Here is an 18,216-nt window from a genome sequence, read left to right as displayed (position 1 = left end):
GGCGGAGGACCCATGCCCGTCGCGCTCAACACCGTCTTCGTCGACCAGATCGCCCCGATCTCCTCGACCTCGCTCGAGGAGACCTTCCGGATGGTGGCGGAGGACCAGGCCGCCGCGTGCCTCTGCCTCGACCACCCCACGCCCGAGGAGCTCGGGGACGTCGCCGTGGCGTTCGGGCTGCACGAACTGGCCGTCGAGGACTCCGCCCACGGGCACCAGCGGCCGAAGCTCGAACGCTACGGGGACACCCTGTTCACGGTGCTGCGTCCCGCCCTCTACGTCGACGCCGACGAGGTCGTCCGGTTCGGTGAGATCCACGCGTTCGTCGGCCCCCGCTTCTTCGTCGCCGTCGTCAAGGAGGACCCGCGCGGATCCGTCGCCATCACCACCGCCCTCACCCGCCTGGCGCACAAGTCCGGCCTGGTCGGCGCGGGACCGCAGGCGCAGCTCTGGGCCCTGTTCGACTCCATCGTCGACGGGTACCGTCCCGTCGCCGACGGGCTCGAGGAGGACATCAACCAGATCGAGGACCAGCTGTTCGCCGGCGTCGCGAACACGTCGCGACGCATCTACGAGCTGTTCGGCGAGGTCGTCGACTTCCAGCGCGCGACCCGGCCGCTCGTCGCCATGCTCGAGGCGCTGCACCGCGGCGCCGACAAGTACCACATGCCCCTCGAGCTCCAGCGGCGGTTCCGCGACGTGCTCGACCACGTCATCCGGATCACGGACCGCGCCGACACGTTCCGTGCGCTGCTCCAGAACGCGCTGACGGTCGACGCCACCCTGGCGGCGCAGAAGCAGAACGACGACACCAAGCGCATCTCGGCGTGGGCCGCGATCCTGTTCGCCCCGACGCTCATCGCCGCGATCTACGGCATGAACTTCACGAACATGCCCGAGCTCCACTGGCGGTACGGGTACCCCCTGTCGATCGTCGCGATGGTCGTGTTCGCGGTCGTCCTGTTCGTCGTGTTCAAGGTCAAGCGGTGGTTCTGACCGGAGCCGGGCCGCGCGCGCACTCCACGCCGCACTGGACCCTCCGCATCGTCGTCGTCACCGCGCTCGTCGGGGTCGCGGGGGGCGTCGCCGGCGTCAGCGTGTGGGTCGCGCTGCACCTCATCCAGGTCGTCGCGTTCGGGTTCCCGTTCCACACGGGGGACGAGGCGGCGGACGAGCCGGACGCCCTGCACCGGTTCCTGGCGGTCTTCGCCGCGGGCCTCCTGGCCGGGGTCGCGTGGTGGGCGCTCCGCCGGTGGGGCCGCCCCGTCGTCGCCGTGCAGGGCGCGGTCGAGGGCCGGCACATGCCGTCGCTCGTCACGGTCGCGAACGCCGGGATCCAGATCGTCATCGTCGGACTCGGAGCCTCGATCGGCAAGGAGGTCGCACCGCGTGAGATCGGGGCCTGGCTCAGCCAGCAGATCACCGACCGTGCCGGGCTGACCCGCCGCGAGACGCGGATCCTCGTCGCCTGCGGTGCCGCGGCGGGACTCGCCGCCGTGTACGACGTGCCGCTCGGCGGAGCGCTGTTCGCCGTCGAGGTCCTGCTCGGTGAGATCACCTTCGCCACCGCCTTGCCCGCGTTCGCGACGAGTGCGATCGCCGCGCTCGTCGCCCGGGCCGTCGTGCCCGTCGAGACCCTCTACACGGTGCCGACGCTCACCCTGTCGCCGTCGCTCGTCGTGTGGGCGGTGCTCGTCGGACCGGTGCTCGGCTTCGCCGGGATCGGGTTCGTCCGCCTGACGAACCGGCTGCAGACCGCACGACCGCGCGGGTGGCGCGTCATGGTCGTCATGCCCGTCGTGTTCACCGGTGTGGGAGCGGTCGCGATCTGGTTCCCCCAGGTCCTCGGGAACGGTCGGGCCCTCGGACAGGCGGCGTTCGGCACCCACCTGCACGACGCGGCGGTGCTCGGACTGGCCCCGGTCCTCCTGGTCGGCGTCCTGTCGCTGGCGAAGACCGCGACGACGACAGCGACCATCGGTGCCGGGGCCGCCGGTGGCACGCTCACCCCGTCGATCGCGATCGGTGCGACCGCGGGGGCGTTCCTCGGCGGCGCGTGGCTGCTCGTCTGGCCGGGGTCGGGGCTCGCCGCGTTCGCGTTCATCGGCGCCGCCGCGTTCCTGGCGACGACGATGCGCGCCCCGTTCACGGCGCTCGTCCTCGTCGTCGAGTTCACCGGGCAGGGGCCGACGATCCTCATCCCGGCGCTCCTGGCGGTCGCCGGTGCCGTGGCCGTCGGGTACGTCCTCGGGCGGCGTCGCCTGGTCGGGGTGGCGTAGCGCCGGAGCGACCACGGGTGCGCCGTTCCGTTCGCGACGGCGGGGTCCTCGCTGGGCGCCGGGGACCGCGCGGGCTACTTCCCGAGCGACGCCAGCAGGGGGAGCATCAGCCCGGCCACCCAGATGAGCACGAAGAGCAGGCCACCCAGGACGGTCAGGCGCCGCCAGCGGCGGGTCGGGAGGTCCGGGGTCGAGCCCCACATCTGCGACCGGGTGACGACCCGGTTGGCCTGCGCGACGACCCGCGCGACGTCCGGATCGGACGTGTCGAGCAGCCCGTCGGCCGCGTTGGTCGAGATCCGCTCGGCCTCCTCGAGGGGCATGGTCAGCCGGGGAGGTCGCTCGCGGCGGGCGACGCGTGCGGACCGCTCGTTGCGCATGGGCGTCCTCGTTCGTTCGGGGTGTGCACCGAGTCTGCTCCGTACGGCGGGTGTCCGTCCAGGGCATCGCGCCTAGGATCGCGCGCATGGCCGGGTTCGATGACATCAGCAAGAAGGCCCAGGAGTTCCTGGGCAACGACAAGGTGAAGAACGCCCTCCGCAGCGAGCAGGCCGAGGGCCTCAGCGACAAGGTGCTCGACGCGGTGCAGGGCGCGGTGGACAAGGCCACCGGCGGCAAGTACAGCGACCAGCTCAAGGGCGCGCGGGACCAGGCCGACAAGCACATCGGCAAGGTCGTGGGGCCAGGAGGGGACGACCGGGGGCACGACGCGCAGGCGCACGGCGACCACGGCGTTTCGGGTCACGGGGGCCACGCGGCGCACGGCGCACCGGACCAGGAGCACGACGGCGGACCGCACCACGGCGACGGATCGGGCAAGCACAAGGCCTGACCGCGGTCACCGACTGGACGGGATCCGGAACAGCGGGGACCATGGACGGGTCGCCCTCGGGTGACGACGTCGCCGGCACCGTGCCGAGCGACACCGCCCACCCGGGCGCCAGGAGGACCGCACCACCGTGACGACGACCGTGACCACCGACCCGCTCACCGACGCCGAGGTCCGCGCCATCCGCGCCGACTTCCCGATCCTCGGCCACGAGGCCGGCGGCGTCCCGCTCGTGTACCTCGACTCCGGGGCGACCGCGCAACGGCCGTCGCAGGTGCTCGACGCCGAACGGCGGTTCCTCGAGACGAGCAACAGCGCCGTCCACCGCGGAGCACACACGCTCGCCGCGCTCGCCACCGACGCGTACGAGGAGGCCCGGGCGACCGTCGCCGGCTTCATCGGCGCCGCAGCCGCGACCGAGGTCGTGTGGACCGCGAACGCCACCGACGCGCTCAACCTCGTCGCGTACGGCATGGGCAACGCGAGCCGGGGCCGGGGCGGGCCCGCGGCCGAGCGCTTCCGGCTCGCCGCCGGCGACGAGATCGTCGTCACGGAGGCCGAACACCACGCCGACCTCGTGCCGTGGCAGGAACTCGCGGCCGCGACCGGGGCGACGCTCCGCTGGGTCCCCGTCGACGACGACGGTTGCTGGACCGCCGAGGACGCCGCCGCCGTGATCGGCCCGCGGACCCGGGTCGTCGCGTTCGCGCACGTGTCGAACGTCACCGGGATGATCGCGCCCGTCGAGCAGGTCGTCGCGCTCGCCCACACCGTCGGCGCCCTCGTCGTGCTCGACGCCTGCCAGTCCGCACCCCACCGGCCGCTCGACGTCGGCGCCCTCGGGGTCGACTTCGCCGCGTTCTCCGGACACAAGATGCTCGGCCCGAACGGCATCGGGGTGCTCTGGGGACGCCAGGAACTCCTCGACGCGCTGCCGCCGTTCCGAACGGGCGGGTCGATGATCACGACGGTCACGATGGAGCACACCGAGTTCATGCCCGCGCCCGAGCGGTTCGAGGCCGGGACGCAGCCGGTGTCGCAGGCCGTCGCGCTCGCCGAGGCAGTCCGCTACCTGCAGGGCATCGGGATGGACCGCGTGCGCGAGCACGAGGAGGCCCTCGCCCAGCGCCTCGTCGGAGGACTCACCGCGATCCCGGGCGTCCGCGTCGTCGGGCCCGGGGTGGGCGTCCCGCGGTCGGGACTGGCGGCGTTCGACGTCGACGGGGTCCACGCGCACGACGTGTCGCAGGTGCTCGACGCGCAGGGGTTCGCCGTCCGCGCCGGGCACCACTGCGCGCAGCCGCTGCACCGCCGACTCGGCCTCGTGGCCACGAGCCGTGCGAGCACGTACGTGTACACGACCGAGGACGAGGTCGACCGGTTCCTCGAGGCCGTCGCGGGCGTCCGCGCGTACTTCGGGCTGTCGGACGTCGACGGCCGGGCGGACGCCTGCGCGCCGGTCGAGGTCGGAGTGGACCGATGAGCGACGCGCTCGCGGGGCTCTACCAGCAGGTCATCCTCGACCACGCGAAGGCCCGCACCGGCGAGGGTCCGCTGCCCGACGCGGACGCCGAGCACCACGAGCGGAACCCCACCTGCGGAGACGAGATCACCGTGCGGATCCGGCTCGAGCCCGGTACCGACCGCATCGCCGACCTCCGCTGGCAGGGCGCCGGGTGCTCGATCTCGATGGCGTCGGCGTCCGTCCTCGCCGAGATGGCCCCGGGCCGGACCGTCGCGGAGTTCACGGCGCTCGCCGACGCGTTCCGGACCATGCTGCGGTCGCGGGGCGTGGGTGAGCCCGACGAGGAGCTCCTCGGCGACGCGGTCGCGTTCCAGGGGGTCGCGAAGTTCGTCATGCGGGTCAAGTGCGCGATGCTCGCCTGGGTGGCCACCGAGGCGTCGGCGGAGCTGGCCGCGGCGCGCTGACCCGACCCGTCCCTCCCGGTCGGCCCCCGTCACACGAGGTCACACGCCCGGCAGCGGGGTCGGGGGCAGCCGTAGCGTCGGAGCGTGACCGAACCCCAGGACGTCCGACGGATCCGCTTCAACGCGTTCGACATGAACTGCGTCGCGCACCAGTCCTCCGGGCTGTGGCGCCACCCGCGTGATCGTTCCCGCCACTACAACGACCTCTCCTACTGGACCGACCTGGCACGGCTGCTCGAGTCCGGGGACTTCGACGGGATCTTCATCGCCGACGTGCTCGGCACGTACGACGTGTACGGCGGATCGAACGAGGCCGCGTTGCGGACGGGGTCGCAGGTCCCCGTGAACGACCCGATGCTCCTGGTGTCGGCGATGGCGTCCGTCACCGAGCGCCTCGGCTTCGGCATCACCGCGGGGACGGCCTACGAGCACCCGTACCCGTTCGCCCGACGCATGTCGACGCTCGACCACCTGACGAAGGGCCGGATCGGCTGGAACGTCGTGACCGGGTACCTGCCGAGTGCGGCGCGGAACATGGGACAGACGGACCAGCTCGCGCACGACGACCGCTACGACGTCGCCGACGAGTACCTCGAGGTCCTCTACAAGCTGTGGGAGGGCTCCTGGGAGGACGACGCGGTGGTCGCCGACGTCGAGACCGGCGTCTTCACCGACCCCGCGAAGGTGCACCCGATCGAGCACCACGGCCGGCACTTCGACGTGCCGGGCATCCACCTGTCCGAACCGTCGGTGCAGCGATCGCCCGTGATCTACCAGGCCGGTGCGTCCCCCAGGGGGATCCGGTTCGCGGCCGAGCACGCCGAGGCGATCTTCGTCGGCGCGCCGACGATCCCGCAGCTCGCGGCCACCGTGGGCAAGATCCGGGACGCGCTGGAGGCGGCGGGTCGCGACCGGTACGCCGCGCGCGTCTACACCCTGCTGACCGTGATCACCGACGCCACGGACGACCTCGCACGGGCGAAGTACGCGGACTACCTGTCCTACGCGTCCGAGGTCGGCGCCCTCGTGCTCAACTCCGGGTGGATGGGCGTCGACCTGGCGCAGTACGACCTCGACGAGCCGCTCGGCAACATCGAGTCGAACGCGATCCAGTCCGCGGCCGCGAACCTCTCGGCCGCGACCGGCGAGGACGGTTCGACGTGGACCGTCCGGGACATCGCGCGACGGACCGCGATCGGCGGGCTCGGCCCCGTCGAGGTGGGCAGCGGCGCGACGATCGCGGACCGCCTCCAGGAGATCGTGCGGGAGACCGACGTCGACGGCTTCAACCTCGCCTACGCGGTGACCCCCGGGACCTGGGAGGACGTCGTCGAGTTCGTCGTGCCCGAGCTCCGGGCCCGCGGGGCCTATCCGGAGGCATCCGGAGCGGGGTCGTTGCGCGACAAGCTGTTCGGCCGGGGCGACCGGCTGCCGGACGAGCACCGTGGTGCGTCCCACCGGGTGGGGGCGCGCGCGGCAGCCGTGTGACGGCGGCGGCCCTGTGCCTCCACGATCGCCCTCCGCGTCCATCCACCCGGCTCTCGTGGTGCACCGGCTAGCGTCGAGCTGAGCACGCCGACGGACAGCGCGTGCCGGACAGGAGCGCACTCGTGAGCGGTACAGGGACGTCCGTCGTCGTCATCGGAGGCGGGGCGAGCGCCGTGTACGTCGCGGTCGCGCTCCGCGAGCGCGCAGCCGCGCGGGACCTGCCCGCACCGGACGTGACGATCGTCGCGCGTGAGACGCCGATCGGTCGCGGGCTGGCGTACGGGCACGCCGAGGCGCACCACCGGCTCAACAGCCCCGCGGGTGGGATGAGCGTCTCCGCGGGCGACGCTGCGCACTTCGTCCGGTGGTGCGCCGACCACGGGTACGACGTCGCGCCGGGGGACTACGTCGAGCGCCGGCTGTTCGGTGACTACCTCGTCGATGTCGCGGAGCACCTCGTCGCCGACCCGGACCACCCGGTGCACGTCGTGCAGGGCGAGGCGGTGGGCTGCACGACCGGCGACGACGGCGCGCACGTGGCCCTCGCGGACGGTTCGACGATCGACGCCGACGTCGCCGTCCTCGCGCTCGGGAACCCGCCGCCTGCCACGTGGCCGACGGGAGCGGCGGTGCAGATCGACGACCCGTGGGCGACCGGTGCGCTCGGCCGCGTGCCCGACGGCTCAAGGGTCCTGCTCGTCGGGACGGGCCTGACGATGGTGGACGTCGCCACGTCGCTCGCCCGCCGGGAGGCCGGGATCACCATGACCGCGACGAGTCGCCACCTCCTGCTCCCGGCGGAGCACCTGCCGGGTCCGGTGGCACCCGGACCGGGCCTCGACCCGACCGTGTCGACGCTCGGCGGGCTCGCCCACGAGCTCGGCGTACAGCTCCGTGCCGCCGAGGACGCCGGCACACCGTGGCAGGCGGTCATCGACGGCATGCGCCCTCGGCTCATGGAGCACTGGACGGGGATGGACGAGGCCGACCGCCGCCGGTTCGTCGAGCACCTCGCGCGCCGGTGGGACGTCCACCGCCACCGCATGGCGCCGTCGGTCCACGCCGAGCTCCAGGGGCTCGTCGACGGCGGCGTCCTCCGGTTCGTGGCCGACGCCGACCCGTCCGGGTTCGACGCCGTCGTGTTCTGCACCGGCCCCACCGCCGTGACGACACCCGGCTGGAGTCCCGTCGTCGATGCGCTGCTCGAGCGCGGGAGGATCCGGCCCGAGCCCCTCGGACTCGGACTCGACGCCGACTGGTCCGGCGCGGTCCGCGATGACCACGGCGACGTGGACGGACGGCTCCTGGCGATCGGGCACGCGCTGCGCGGGGCACTGTGGGAGACGACGGCGATCGGCGAGATCCGGATCATCGCGAACCGCGTCGCCGATCGGGCCCTCGACACGGTCGCGGCCGTCTCCGCCTGAGCGGGCCCGCTCACCGCTCCGCGAGGTCGCAGTCACTGCCGTTCTGGAGGGCACCAGAACGGCGACGACCGCGATCTCGCGGAGGGTCGTCGTGCCTCCAGTACCGTCGGCAGCATGACGGACCCGCTCGCGACCCTGCCGTTCCCCGTGATCGACGGCCACAACGACCTGCCGTGGGAGTGCCAGATGCGGCGCGGCTCGTCCGTCGACGGCGTCGACGGCACCGCGCTCACGCTGCACACCGACCTGCCGAAGCTCCGTGCGGGCGGTGTCGTCGGCCAGTTCTGGTCCGTGTACGTCGACGTCGACGAGCCGGACCCCGTCCGCACCACGCTCCAGCAGATCGACCTGGTCCACCGCCTCATCGCCCGCTACCCGGACGACCTCCGGCTCGCGCGCACGGCCGACGACGTCCGCGCGGCCGTCTCGGCCGGACGCATCGCGAGCCTGCTCGGAGCCGAGGGCGGGCACGCGATCGGCGACGACCTCGCCGTGCTCCGGACGTTCGCGCGGCTCGGCGTCCGGTACATGACGCTGACGCACACCGCGGACACGGCCTGGGCGGACTCCGCGACGGGGGAGCGCGCGCACGGCGGCCTGACCGACCGCGGGCGCGAGGTCGTCGCCGAGATGGAACGGATCGGCATGCTCGTCGACCTCTCGCACACGAGCCCCGACACCATGCGCGACACGCTCGACGTCGCCACCGCCCCGGTGCTGTTCAGCCACTCGTCGACGATCGCGGTGAACGACCACCCGCGGAACGTCCCGGACGACGTGCTCGCCCGACTCACCGACAACGGCGGAGTCGTCATGATCACGTTCGTGCCGGCGTTCGTCTCCGCGGCCTGGGCCGCGTGGGAGGCCGCGGACCCGGCGAGCCGCCCGGCCGACGGCCCGATCGTCACCGTGGCCGACGTCGCGGACCACGTCGACCACGCACGCCAGGTCGCGGGCATCGAGCACGTCGGGCTCGGGGGCGACTACGACGGCACGCCCGTCCTGCCCCCGGACCTCCGCGACGTCTCGCGGTACCCGGTGCTCGCCGACGAGCTCCGGCGGCGCGGCTGGTCGGACGACGACCTCCGCGCGCTGGCGGGCGGCAACGTGCTCCGGGTGCTCGGCGCGACGGACGCGGCGTTCGTCGGGGGCTGACGCAGCGTTCGTCGCGAACCGACGACGGACGGACGGACGGGAGGCGCGGGGCCGGGCCCGTCAGAACGCGTAGCGGACGCGGCAGTACGGCATGGTGGCGGCGAGCAGCGTCGTGAACCGGTCCACCGCGGCCCGCTTCAGCTCCCGCCGGTACCGCACGTTCACGGCGCCGTTCTCGGACACCTTCGTCTCCTGCAGTTCGGGGCGCCACAGGACGTCCTCGGCCTTGGGGTGCCAACCGAGGTTCACCCCGTGCAGACCCTCGTTGTGGGTGAGCATGATGACCTCGCACGCCAGCTGCGCCTTCGTCCGCGGGGACAGGACGTCGTCGAGGTGCTCGAACAGCGCCTGCCAGTCCTGCTCCCACGTCGGTGTGAGGATCACCGGCGAGAAGTTGAGGTGGACCTCGTACCCGGCGTCGACGAAGTCGTCGATCGCCGCGATGCGCTCGGCCATGGGTGACGTCCGGATGTCCGTGAGCTTGGCGAGCTCGGCCGGCATGAGCGAGAACCGGACCCGCGTGCGTCCCATCGGGTCCCAGTCCAACAGGTCGCGGTTGACGTACTTCGTGGCGAACGACGCCTTGGCGGTCGGCATCATGCGGAACAGGTCGACGAGGTCGTGGACGTTCGCGCTCACCAGGGCGTCGGCCGAGCAGTCCGAGTTCTCGCCGATGTCGTAGACCCAGGCCTCCGGGTCGCACTGGTTCGGCTCGACCTTCGGCCCCTGCTTGGCGACATGGCGGGCGATGTGCCGTTGGATCTGCTCGATGTTCACGAAGGTGGTGATCGGGTTGCTGTACCCCTTGCGCCGCGGGACGTAGCAGTACGCGCACGCCATCGTGCACCCGTTCGCCGTCGACGGGGCGATGAAGTCGGCGCTGCGCCCGTTCGGTCGCGTGACCAGGGACTTCTTGACGCCGAGCACGAGGGCCTCGGTCTTGATCCGGACCCACCGGCGCACGTTGGTCTCGTCGCCGTGGACCTCCGGGATCTGCCAGTGCGACGGGACCTCGACGACCTCGGCGTCCGGCCACTCGGCGACGATCTCGGCCCCGCGCGGCATCGCGAGCGCGGCCGGCTCGGCGTAGATGCGTCGGACGTCGAGGAGCTGCCGCGGGGCGGTCGTCGTGGTGCCGGTCATCGCCTCCATCGTGGCCCCGACCACCGACACCACGCGAGGTCCGATCCGCACGCGCGGGGGCACCACGCGCGGTCGTCGTGCCCCGCCGCTGACCGCCGGTCAGCCCCGCGCGAGGTGCTGCGTCAGGAAGAGCGCGGCTCGGTCGAGCGCCCGGTCCGACTCGTCGAGCGTCCCGACGAACGTCTGGAACACGTGCGGCACGTCGGCGGTGACGTCGAGGACCACGTCGACCTCGGCCTCCACGGCCCGGGTGGCCAGGCGGACGGCGTCGTCGAGGAGCACCTCGTTCGTCCCGACCTGCAGGAGCATCGGCGGCAGGCCCGTCAGGTCGCCGACCACCGCCGGGGCGAGCAGCGGCTGGTACGGGTCCTGGCCCGCCAGGTAGAGCGCTCCGGTCCGGCGCATGCCGGCCGCGGTGAGGAACGGGTCGACGCCGTCCTTCGTGGTCATCGACGCACCCGTGCGGGTGTGGTCGAGTCCGGGCGAGAACGCGACGATCGCGGCGGGCGTCGGCAGGCCGGCGTCCCGCGCCGCGATGCTCGTCGTGACGCTCAGGCCGCCGCCCGCGGAGTCGCCCGCGAAGGCGATGGTCGCGGGGTCCTCGCCCTGGTCGACGAGGTCGCGGAAGGCCGCGACACCGTCCTCGATCGCGGCGGGGAACGGGTGCTCGGGCGCGAGCCGGTAGTCGAGCGAGACCGCTCGGACGCCGGTCCGCAGGACGAGCTCCGTGGTCAGGGCCATCGCCGTGTCGGGGGAGCCGAGCAGCCAGGAGCCGCCGTGGAAGTACAGGATCGTCCCCGGACCGGCCTCACCCTCGGGTTCGACGAGGACCGCCGGGCGGCCGCCGAGTTCGACCGCGCTGCGCCGGACGCCGCCGGGAACCGGGAACCGGGCCATCAGCGCCGCGAAGTCGGCGCGCATCTCCTCGATCGATCCCGGCTCGTCCTCGTGCGCCATCGCCCGCAGTGCCGTGTCCAGGGCCCGTCGTGCTGCTCTCGTCATGTCGTCCTCCTCGTTCGGAAACTGCATGCCGCGGCATGCATCGTAGACTGTATGCCATGGCAAGTACATCGGCAACCGCCCGCCGCGCGGCGCTCTTCGACGACCTCGTGCGGTGCGAGACCCGCGTCTACAACGCCCTCACCGACCGGCTCCGCACCGACCACGGCATCGTCGCGTCCCAGTTCGAGATGCTCCGGTACCTCCGCGCGCACCCCGATGCACGGGTCGGTGACGTCGCCCGCACCGTCGCCGCCGGGATCGGCGCGATCAGCAAGGGGGTCGACCGCCTGGAGGGCCGGGGCTGGGTCACGCGCGTCCCCAACCCGGTGGACGGCCGGTCCTCGCTCCTCCGGCTCACCGGGCGCGGGGCGGAGCTGGTCGCCGAGGCGGAGCGCACCTTCGACGCGCTGCTCGAGTCCCTCCTCGCACCGGTGCTCGACGACGACCAGGTCGCCGCGACGGGCGCGGCGCTCGCCGCGCTCCGGCGGTCGCTCGAGGCGGACCGCATCGGCGTCCCCGTGGGCTAGGGGCGCGCGACGAACCCGCGGCGCGCCCACGTGGCAGGCTCCGGAGCGTGACCGTCATCGCCATCGAAGAACACTGGACGACCCCCGACCTCCGCCAGGCCCTCGAACGGCTCCCCGGGGACCGTCGGGACGACAGCCTCGTCCTCAACGAGCACGGGGACACCCTCGCCCTGCTCGAGGACCTCGACGCCGCGCGCCTCGCCGTCATGGACGAGCAGGGGGTCGACCTGCAGGTCCTGTCCGTGGCCCCGCCCGCGACCGGACCACTCGACCCCGCCGACGCGGTGGCGACGAGCCGCGACCTCAACGAGGCCGCGGCCGCCGCGGTCGCACGCCGTCCCGACCGCTTCCGTGCGATGGCGACGTTGCCGATGGCGGAGCCGAGCGCGGTCGTCGCCGAGCTCGAGCGAGCCGCCGACCTCGGGTTCGTCGGGGCGATGGTCTACGGCCGCACGGGCGACGTCCCCCTCGACGACCCACGGTACGACGACCTGTTCGCCGTGGCGGCCGCCCGGGGCCTCCCGGTGTTCATCCACCCGCAGATCCCGCCGCGGGCCGTGCGCGAGGCCTCCTACTCCGGCTTCGACCCGATGACCGACCTCGCGCTGTCGACCTTCGGGTGGGGCTGGCACCTCGAGGCCGCGGTGGCGGCGCTCCGTCTGATCGCCCGGGGCACGTTCGACCGGCACCCGGACCTCCAGATCGTCCTGGGGCACTGGGGCGAACTCCTGCTGTTCTGGGTCGACCGCATCCAGAGCCTCGCGCGCACCGCTGGGCTCGACCGCCCGGTGGTCGAGTACCTGCGGTCGAACGTGGTCGTGACGACGTCGGGCATGTTCAACCCCGCGCTCCTCCGGCACGCCCTGACCGTCACGTCGGTCGACCGCCTCGTGTTCTCGACCGACTACCCGTTCCAGCGGCCGACGCGCGCGGATGTCGAGCGGTTCCTCGCCGAGTTCGACTCGGACGCCGACCGCGAGGCGTTCACGAGCGGCAACGCACGGCGCGTGTTCGGGCTCGGCGACGACGTGGCGCGGTAGCTCCGCGGGAGGCCCGCCCTACGCCCGCGCGAACACGAGCGACGCGTTGTGGCCGCCGAAGCCGAACGAGTTGAGCAGGGCGACCCCGGTGTCGACCGTCCGCGGTGTCGTCGCCACGTCGACCTCGACCTCGGGGTCCACGGCGTCGACGTTCGTCGTCGGCGGGACCGTCCCGGTCCGCAGGGCCTCGACCACGGCCACCGCCCCGAGCGCGCCGGACGCCCCGAGCAGGTGCCCCGTCATGGACTTCGTCGACGTCACGACGGGGTGCGCCCCGACGGACGACAGGATCGCGCGTGACTCGTTGAGGTCCCCGAGCGGCGTCGAGGTCGCGTGGGCGTGCACGAACCCGATCTCGGACCCGGGGACACCCGCCACCCGCAGGGCGAGCGTCATGGTGCGCGCCTGGTTGTCCGGGTCGGCCTGGACGATGTCGTGGGCGTCGCTCGTCACGGCCGACCCGTCGAGCCACGCGAGCACCCGGGCGCCGCGTGCGCGGGCGTGGTCCTCGGACTCGAGCACGAGCATCGCCGCCCCCTCGCCGAGCACGAAGCCGTCGCGGTCGGCCGCGAACGGCCGGGAGGCACGGCTCGGGTCGTCCTGCCGCCGCGACAACGCGCGAGTCTGGGCGAGCGCCGCGAGCGTGAGGCCCTCGACGCAGGCCTCGGTACCGCCGGCGAGCACGACGTCGGCCGCGCCGGACGCGATGAGCATCCGCGCCTGCCCGAGGGCCTCGGTGCTCGACGCGCACGCGGACACGGGCGCACTGGCCCCGCCGCGGGCGCCGATCGCCATCGAGAGCCAGGCCGCGGCGCCGTTCGCCATCATCATCGTGACGGTGTGGGGGAGCACCTTCCGGGATCCCGATCGCTCGAGCGCGTGCTGCTGCTCGATGGTCGAGTGCAGGCCGCCGATCGCGGTGCCCACGACCACGGCGGCGCGGTCCCGGTCGTCGTCGGGGAGGGGGCCGTCGTACCCGGCGTGGGCCCACGCCTCCCGGCCGGCGACCATGGCGATCTGCTCCGCGCGGTCCATGCGCTTCGTCTCGCGCACCGTCAGGTGCGCGCCGAGGTCCGCGTCGACGCGCGCACCGGTGCGGACCGGCAGGTCCGCCGCCCAGTCGTCCTCGATCAGGGCGACACCGGAGCGACCGGCGAGGAACGCCGCCCAGGTGCTCGGGGCGTCGGCGCCGACGGGGGAGACGGCGCCGAGGCCGGTGACGGCGACGCGGGTGCTGGTCATGCGGTCCATCCTCGCAGTGGGTCCGGGGGTCGAATCGGTGGAGGTCCCACCACGGTTCGGCGACCGGACGGTGGTGATCCTCCAACGAGCGGTCCCGCCGTGTTCGGAGCCGCGGCTAGGCTCGACGGGTGCAGGCGATCGTCATCGAGCGGCTGGACGGTCCCGACGCGGCGGTCGTCCGAGACGTCCCGGAACCCGGACACCACCACCACCGTGCGGGCGGCGTCCGGGTCGTCGTCGAGGTCCGTGCGGTGGGCCTGAGCGTCATCGACGTCCTGCAGAGCCGGGGCCGCTACCAGTACGGCACGCCCACCCCCTACGTGCTCGGCAGCGAGATCGCGGGTGTCGTGGTCGAGGCGGACCCGGCGAGTGGCTTCGCGGTGGGCGACCGCGTCGGCAGCATCGTGTTCTGGGGCGGCATGGCCGAGCGGGCGGTCGTCGCGTTGGACTACACGGCGAAACTCCCCGACGACATGTCGTTCGTTCAGGGGGCGGCGGTGTACCTCAACTACTCGACCGCCTGGTTCGCGCTGCACCGGTCGGGCGTCCGTCCGGGAGGCACGGTGCTCGTCCACGGTGCGGCCGGCGGCGTCGGGACGGCCCTGCTCGACCTCGCCGACGCCTTCGGCGTCCGCGCGATCGCGGTCGTCTCGTCGGACGACAAGGCGGAGCTCGCGCGCCGGGCGGGTGCCGACGAGGTCATCCGGTCGGACGGCCCCTGGAAGGACGACGTCCTGCGCCTGACCGACGGCCACGGGGTCGATGCCGTGCTCGACCCCGTCGGCGGCGACCGCTTCACCGACTCGCTGCGGGCGCTCCGCACGGGCGGGATGCTCGTCGTCATCGGGTTCGCCGGCGGTTCGATCCCCGAGGTCCGGGTGAACCGGCTGCTCCTGCGGAACCTGTCCGTCACGGGGATCTCGATGGACACCATGGACGCCGAGTACCCCGGCACGCTGCGCATGGTCCGCGATGCCGTGCAGGACCTCATGGCGGCGGGACGGATCCACCCCGTCGTCGGGCGTGTGTTCCCGTTCGTCGAGGCCGCCGACGCGATGCGCCTCATCGAGTCCCGCGACGCCCTCGGCAAGGTGGTCGTCACCGGCCCGTGACCGGACGGGCGGGGACCGCCCTCCTGGTAGCGTGCTGAACGGCAGTGACACGGTGTCGACCCGAACGACACCGGCTGCCAGGTGGACCGGAATGGTGGTGGACCTTGGCACGTGTACCGGCGGACGGTGAGCGGCGCGATCCCTACTCGCCGACCCTCCTCGAGGGCGATCGGATCCTCGTCACCGGCGGCGGGTCCGGCCTGGGCAAGGCGATCGCCGGCGCCCTCGTCGCCCACGGGGCCGAGGTCGTGCTCTGGGGCCGCCGCCGTGCCGTGCTCGACGCCGCCGCGAGCGAGATCGCGATGCTCGGTGACCCGTCACGGATCGTCGTCGACTCGGTCGACGTGCGGGACGCGGAGGCCGTCGACGCCGCGGTCGACCGGATGCACGCCGGGGGTCGTCCCCTCACCGGGCTCGTCAACGGCGCCGCCGCGAACTTCATCGCCCCGACCGAGTCGCTGTCCGCACGCGCGTTCGCCGCGGTGACCTCGACGGTGATCAACGGCTCGTTCCACGTCACGCACGCCGTCGGTCGCCGATGGATCCGCGAGGGCCTCCCCGGCGCCGTCGTGTCCCTCCTGACCACGTGGGTCGAGACCGGTTCGGCCTACGTCGTGCCGTCGGCGATGTCGAAGGCCGCCGTGAACGCGATGACGATGTCGCTCGCCGTCGAGTGGGCGCACTACGGGATCCGGTTGAACGCCGTGGCGCCCGGTCCGGTGCCGACGGAGTTCGCCTGGGACGTCCTCGACCCCGGGGACAGTTCCGTCATCGGGGCCACCGACGTGCGTGGCGTCCCCGCGGGCCGGTTCGGGCGCCCCGACGAGGTCGCGAACCTCGTCATGTTCCTGCTGTCCGACGCGTGTGACTACCTGACCGGCGAGACGATCGCGATGGACGGCGGGCAGCGGCTGGCCGGACCGTCGACGTTCTCGGACCTCACCCACCTCACCGCGGACGACTGGGCCGCGATCCGCGCTCGGGGCAAGGCCGCTGCGGCCGCGACGAAGGCGCAGCAGGCGGAGGGCGCCGGGGCCGGGGCCGACCAGCGGTAGGGGCGGTCACTGCCCGGTGAACTCGGGCGGGCGTCGGTTCAGGAAGGCGTCGAGCGCCTCGGCCATGTCCGCGGTCCGGGACAGCAGCGCCTGTCCTCGGCTCTCGTACTCGACCGCCGCGGCGTACGACCCGATCTCGAGGTTGTGCTGCAGCGCTCGCTTCGAGAACCGGACGCCCGACGGCGAGTTCCCCACGATCGCGGCCGCGGTGGCCAGCGCCTCCTCGAGCAGGGACTCCGCCGGGACGACGCGGGACACGAGTCCGATCCGCTCCGCCTCGGCGGCGTCGACCGCGCGACCGGTCAACGTGATCTCGGCGGCGCGGCCCGACCCGATCACGCGTGGGAGGAGCCAGGACAACCCGAGATCACCGGCGGACAGGCCGATCCGGACGAACGACGCGACGAAGGTGGCCGTGGGGGAGGCGAGTCGGATGTCCGCCGCGAGGGCCAGCGAGAACCCGCCACCGGCGGCCGGACCGTTCACCGCCGCGACGACGGGGATCGGCAGGGACCGGAGGCCGACGAGCGCGCGCGCCGCGGCCTCCTGGCGGGCGAGCATCCCCATGGCGGTGAGCTGCGGGAGCTCCTTCGCCTCGTCGAGGTCGTAGCCGGACGAGAACCCCCGGCCGGCGCCCGTGAGCACGAGCACGCGGACGTGCTCGTCGCGGGCGAGCGACGCGGCGAGCTCCTCGAGCTCGGCGAACATCCCGACCGTGATCGCGTTGAGCCGCTCCGGGCGGGACAGCGTCGCCAGGACGACGCCCGGCGCGGGGCGGGTCACGACGACGGTGGGCTGGTCGGGGGTCACGGTGCTCCTCGGTTCGGCGGGCGCGGCGCCCGCCGACGTCCAGGGACTCACACGGCGACCGGTTCCGCGACCGGGACGGGCGCGCCGGGTCCGGCGACGCCCACGTGCTCGGGCAGCCGCACGACCTGCGCGGCGTACGCCAGCCCGGCGCCGAACCCGAACTGCAGGGCGATCTGGCCCGGCTGCGCGAGTCCCTCGCGCAGCAGCCGCTCGGTCGCGAGCGGCACCGACGCGGACGACGTGTTGCCCGTGTCGACGATATCGCGCGCGACGATGACGTCGTCGGCGAGTCCGAGCCGGTCGTGCAGTCCCTCGACGATCCGGAGGTTCGCCTGGTGTGGCACGAAGACCTCGATGTCCTTCGGGGTCAGGCCCGCGTCCGCGATCGCCTTGAGCGCGAGCTCCGGCAGCGCCGTCTGCGTCCACCGGTACACGCTCGGCCCGTCCTGGCGCGCGGTCGGCCACGGCACGCGCTCGTCGTCGGCGGCGTACTTGAAGTCGAGCCACGAGTGCGTCAGCCCGATCGCGCCGTTGAGGCGGCCGTCCGACCCCCACACGGTCGGGCCGATGCCGGGGGTGTCGCTCGGTCCGACGAGTGCGGCACCCGAGCCGTCACCCATGATGAACGACATCGTGCGGTCGGTCGGTTCGATGAAGTCGGAGATCTTCTCGGCACCGATCACCAGGACGTGCCGGGCGAGCCCCGAGCGGATCATCGCATCCGCTTGGCCGATCCCGTAGCAGTAGCCCGCACAGGCGGCGTTGGCGTCGAACGCGGCGGTGCCGGGTCCGGTGCCGAGCCGATGCGCCACGAGGGGCGCCATCGCGGGCGTGGTCTGCATCCACGAGATGCTCGCGACGATGACGACGTCGACCTGCTCGGGGTCGATCCCGGCGGCATCGATCGCACTGCGCCCGGCCTGCTCGGCGAGGTCCTCGACCAGGACCTCCTTGCGCGCGTGTCGACGCGTGACGATCCCCGTGCGGCGGCGGATCCACTCGTCGGACGAGTCGATGGAACCGACGAGGTCGTCGTTCGGGACGACGAGGTCCCCGCGGACGCCCCCGACGCTGATGATGCGGGAGGCCGTGGTGGTGGTCGCGCTGCGCATGGTGCTGGACACGCTATGTGTTCGAGGCGGCCCGGCTCGGGGTTTGGTGACCCCAGTCCGGGGCGT

The 18,216-nt window shown here is 73.2% G+C and carries 18 protein-coding genes; 12 read left to right on the top strand and 6 right to left on the bottom strand.

Translation table 11 applies throughout. From position 1 onward, the window contains the following. Positions 1 to 12 precede the first annotated feature (12 nt). Together DEI81_RS07625 and DEI81_RS07620 are read left to right on the top strand one after the other, a co-directional pair. Complete coding sequence (locus tag DEI81_RS07625) at positions 13 to 996, top strand: magnesium and cobalt transport protein CorA (RefSeq protein ID WP_111009981.1); 984 nt, start codon at positions 13 to 15, stop codon at positions 994 to 996. Beyond that, positions 987 to 2,279 (top strand): chloride channel protein, encoded by a 1,293-nt coding sequence (locus tag DEI81_RS07620; protein ID WP_258368557.1) that lies wholly within the window; start codon positions 987 to 989, stop codon positions 2,277 to 2,279. Before DEI81_RS07625 ends, DEI81_RS07620 begins: the two co-directional genes overlap by 10 nt. Before the next feature lie 74 nt (positions 2,280 to 2,353). Here DEI81_RS07620 and DEI81_RS07615 read toward each other — a convergent pair whose 3' ends face one another. Next, positions 2,354 to 2,659: a hypothetical protein gene (locus DEI81_RS07615; RefSeq protein ID WP_111009979.1), complete on the bottom strand. Its 306-nt coding sequence runs from the start codon at positions 2,657 to 2,659 to the stop codon at positions 2,354 to 2,356. Positions 2,660 to 2,745: 86 nt separating this feature from the next. Between DEI81_RS07615 and DEI81_RS07610 the strand changes: the two genes are divergently transcribed. The 6 genes from DEI81_RS07610 to DEI81_RS07585 all read left to right on the top strand — a co-directional run bounded on the left by DEI81_RS07610 (position 2,746) and on the right by DEI81_RS07585 (position 9,107). Continuing rightward, positions 2,746 to 3,111, top strand: a complete 366-nt coding sequence (locus DEI81_RS07610; protein ID WP_111009977.1) for an antitoxin — start codon at positions 2,746 to 2,748, stop codon at positions 3,109 to 3,111. A gap of 127 nt (positions 3,112 to 3,238) precedes the next feature. Then, entirely contained in the window at positions 3,239 to 4,591 is a 1,353-nt protein-coding gene (locus tag DEI81_RS07605; protein ID WP_258368556.1) for an aminotransferase class V-fold PLP-dependent enzyme, read from the top strand. Continuing rightward, positions 4,588 to 5,037 carry a Fe-S cluster assembly sulfur transfer protein SufU gene (sufU, locus tag DEI81_RS07600; RefSeq protein WP_111009976.1) on the top strand — a complete coding sequence of 150 codons (450 nt, stop codon included), beginning with the start codon at positions 4,588 to 4,590 and terminating at the stop codon, positions 5,035 to 5,037. The genes DEI81_RS07605 and sufU overlap by 4 nt, the downstream gene beginning before the upstream one ends. 84 nt (positions 5,038 to 5,121) lie before the next feature. After that, on the top strand, positions 5,122 to 6,525 hold the full coding sequence (locus tag DEI81_RS07595; protein ID WP_258368555.1) for an LLM class flavin-dependent oxidoreductase: 1,404 nt from the start codon (positions 5,122 to 5,124) through the stop codon (positions 6,523 to 6,525). A gap of 122 nt (positions 6,526 to 6,647) precedes the next feature. Next, on the top strand, positions 6,648 to 7,952 hold the full coding sequence (locus tag DEI81_RS07590) for an FAD/NAD(P)-binding protein (RefSeq protein ID WP_181435343.1): 1,305 nt from the start codon (positions 6,648 to 6,650) through the stop codon (positions 7,950 to 7,952). A 114-nt stretch (positions 7,953 to 8,066) separates the two neighbouring features. Continuing rightward, a complete protein-coding gene (locus tag DEI81_RS07585; RefSeq protein WP_111009973.1) occupies positions 8,067 to 9,107 on the top strand; it encodes a dipeptidase in 1,041 nt (346 codons plus the stop codon). Between the two features lie 60 nt (positions 9,108 to 9,167). Here DEI81_RS07585 and DEI81_RS07580 read toward each other — a convergent pair whose 3' ends face one another. Next, positions 9,168 to 10,250: a spore photoproduct lyase family protein gene (locus tag DEI81_RS07580; RefSeq protein WP_111010206.1), complete on the bottom strand. Its 1,083-nt coding sequence runs from the start codon at positions 10,248 to 10,250 to the stop codon at positions 9,168 to 9,170. Positions 10,251 to 10,349: 99 nt separating this feature from the next. Further along, positions 10,350 to 11,252 carry an alpha/beta hydrolase gene (locus DEI81_RS07575; protein ID WP_111010204.1) on the bottom strand — a complete coding sequence of 301 codons (903 nt, stop codon included), beginning with the start codon at positions 11,250 to 11,252 and terminating at the stop codon, positions 10,350 to 10,352. Between the two features lie 56 nt (positions 11,253 to 11,308). Between DEI81_RS07575 and DEI81_RS07570 the strand changes: the two genes are divergently transcribed. Further along, positions 11,309 to 11,779 (top strand): MarR family winged helix-turn-helix transcriptional regulator, encoded by a 471-nt coding sequence (locus tag DEI81_RS07570; protein ID WP_111009971.1) that lies wholly within the window; start codon positions 11,309 to 11,311, stop codon positions 11,777 to 11,779. 47 nt (positions 11,780 to 11,826) lie between these two features. Then, positions 11,827 to 12,819, top strand: coding sequence for an amidohydrolase family protein (locus tag DEI81_RS07565; RefSeq protein WP_111009969.1), 993 nt, complete (start codon positions 11,827 to 11,829; stop codon positions 12,817 to 12,819). Positions 12,820 to 12,837: 18 nt separating this feature from the next. On the opposite strand, the gene DEI81_RS07560 is transcribed toward DEI81_RS07565, so the two are convergent. Next, positions 12,838 to 14,061: a beta-ketoacyl synthase gene (locus DEI81_RS07560; RefSeq protein WP_111009967.1), complete on the bottom strand. Its 1,224-nt coding sequence runs from the start codon at positions 14,059 to 14,061 to the stop codon at positions 12,838 to 12,840. Positions 14,062 to 14,189: 128 nt separating this feature from the next. Between DEI81_RS07560 and DEI81_RS07555 the strand changes: the two genes are divergently transcribed. Both DEI81_RS07555 and DEI81_RS07550 read left to right on the top strand, forming a co-directional pair. Next, complete coding sequence (locus DEI81_RS07555; protein WP_111009965.1) at positions 14,190 to 15,173, top strand: NADPH:quinone oxidoreductase family protein; 984 nt, start codon at positions 14,190 to 14,192, stop codon at positions 15,171 to 15,173. A 104-nt stretch (positions 15,174 to 15,277) separates the two neighbouring features. Next, positions 15,278 to 16,228: an SDR family oxidoreductase gene (locus DEI81_RS07550; RefSeq protein WP_111009964.1), complete on the top strand. Its 951-nt coding sequence runs from the start codon at positions 15,278 to 15,280 to the stop codon at positions 16,226 to 16,228. Between the two features lie 6 nt (positions 16,229 to 16,234). Here DEI81_RS07550 and DEI81_RS07545 read toward each other — a convergent pair whose 3' ends face one another. Continuing rightward, complete coding sequence (locus DEI81_RS07545; RefSeq protein ID WP_111010202.1) at positions 16,235 to 17,038, bottom strand: enoyl-CoA hydratase/isomerase family protein; 804 nt, start codon at positions 17,036 to 17,038, stop codon at positions 16,235 to 16,237. Between the two features lie 47 nt (positions 17,039 to 17,085). Beyond that, the gene (locus tag DEI81_RS07540) at positions 17,086 to 18,150 is read right to left on the bottom strand and encodes a beta-ketoacyl-ACP synthase 3 (RefSeq protein ID WP_111009962.1); all 1,065 of its coding nucleotides are present in this window, start codon (positions 18,148 to 18,150) and stop codon (positions 17,086 to 17,088) included. Positions 18,151 to 18,216: the final 66 nt, after the last annotated feature.

Source organism: Curtobacterium sp. MCBD17_013, from assembly GCF_003234565.1.
In the GTDB taxonomy this organism is placed as follows: domain Bacteria; phylum Actinomycetota; class Actinomycetes; order Actinomycetales; family Microbacteriaceae; genus Curtobacterium.
The sequence above is the reverse complement of the archived record's forward strand: the minus strand, read 5'-3'. Positions and strand labels throughout refer to the sequence as shown.